Raw genomic sequence first — 1377 nt, 5'->3', positions numbered from 1 at the left:
CGGACGGCGTGGGGGCGACGGGCCAGCGGCCGAGCATTCCCGAGACGCCGCCGAGCGAGCCTTCGACCAGTTCCAGGGCCAGGAAGCGGTCGAGATCGACCGGGCCGGGGAGGCTCATGTTCAGGGTCAGGTCACGGGTGAAGCCGAACCGGCTGTAATACGGCGCGTCGCCGACCAGAACCACGCTGCGCCAGCCGGCGGCCGAGGCGCGGTTGAGGCTCTGCCGGATGAGCTGGGCGCCGAGGCCGCCGCTCCGCAGGCTGCTGTCCACGGCGATCGGACCGAGCAGGATCGTCGGCGTGACGCCGCCGATCAGGATCGGCCAGTAGCGGATGGTGCCGACGACAGCGTCGTCCTCGACCGCGACGAGCGACAGCTCTGATACGGGAGCGACGTTTTCGCGCAGGCGGTAGACGGTCTTGCCGGCCCGGTTGGGACCGAAGGAGTTGTCGAGCAGGGTATCGATGGCGGCGGCGTGGTGCGGCTGCTCAATCGTGATGTTCATCGAGGCTTGTTATCCCGGCGGCAAATAGTGTGCAGAAAGGCTGGAGCCGTGCCGCCGATGCCGGGAGGGAGAGGTTCAGGTCAGCCTGTCATCCCATGGGCATCAGCACGCGGCGTGAGGACTTCGACGCTTGCGGAGTGCAAGCGGACTGTCCTTCGTCGTCGTAGGGCGTGCTGGGGCGACATGGGGCGGTTGACCGAACAGTTTCAACGGACGCTGCATATAACACCGCACTCCTTCCGGTAAAAGCGTGTTTTTCGTCAGGGGACCCATGCACCGAAGCGATCAAACAATCGTGACCGTTGCGCCACATCCCTGACTTCAAGCACCCGGCGGAGTAGGTTGCTGGAAGCAGACGCCTTCCTCTTAGCTGAGAATCCTCAAGAAATCGTGAAACCATGAAGTCGGTCAGCCCTGAAATCGCGAGCGGCGGAGCGGCCCGGCAGCCGGCGGCGTCGGCTGCCGGCAGGCGGCGCCGGCGGTGGAGCGCGCTCGGGCTGGTGCCGCCGCTGACGCTGGCGCTGTTCCTGGGACCGATCGCGGGCGGGCTGATCGGCACCTGGGCTCCGGCCTTCGGCATCCTGCCGGCGCTGGGCGGGACGGAACCGTCGCTCGGTCCGTGGCAGGCGCTGCTGGCGGCTCCGGGGCTGGCGGGCGCCGTCCTGCTGTCGGCCGGCACCGGCCTGGGCGCTACGCTGCTGTCGGTCGGGATCGCGCTGTGGTTCTGCGCCGCGTGGCACGGCACGCGGGTCTTTTCCGGTTTGCGGCGGCTGCTGGCGCCGCTGCTGGCCCTGCCCCACGCCGCCTTCGCGATCGGTCTCGCTTTTCTGATGGCGCCCAGCGGATGGCTGGCCCGGCTGCTGTCGCCCTGG

The 1377-nt window shown here is 68.6% G+C and carries 1 protein-coding gene and 1 pseudogene; one reads left to right on the top strand and one right to left on the bottom strand.

Annotation, left to right across the window (positions count from 1 at the left end; genetic code table 11):
• The coding region (locus AC5JJ6_RS40470; protein WP_496047473.1) for a GNAT family N-acetyltransferase at positions 1 to 505 on the bottom strand (505 nt) is incomplete at its 3' end.
• Positions 506 to 903: 398 nt separating this feature from the next.
• Here AC5JJ6_RS40470 and AC5JJ6_RS40465 point away from each other — a divergent pair.
• Positions 904 to 1377, top strand: a pseudogene (locus AC5JJ6_RS40465) (hypothetical protein); the annotation flags it as partial.

The organism is Skermanella sp., assembly GCF_059503625.1.
The sequence above is the reverse complement of the archived record's forward strand: the minus strand, read 5'-3'. Positions and strand labels throughout refer to the sequence as shown.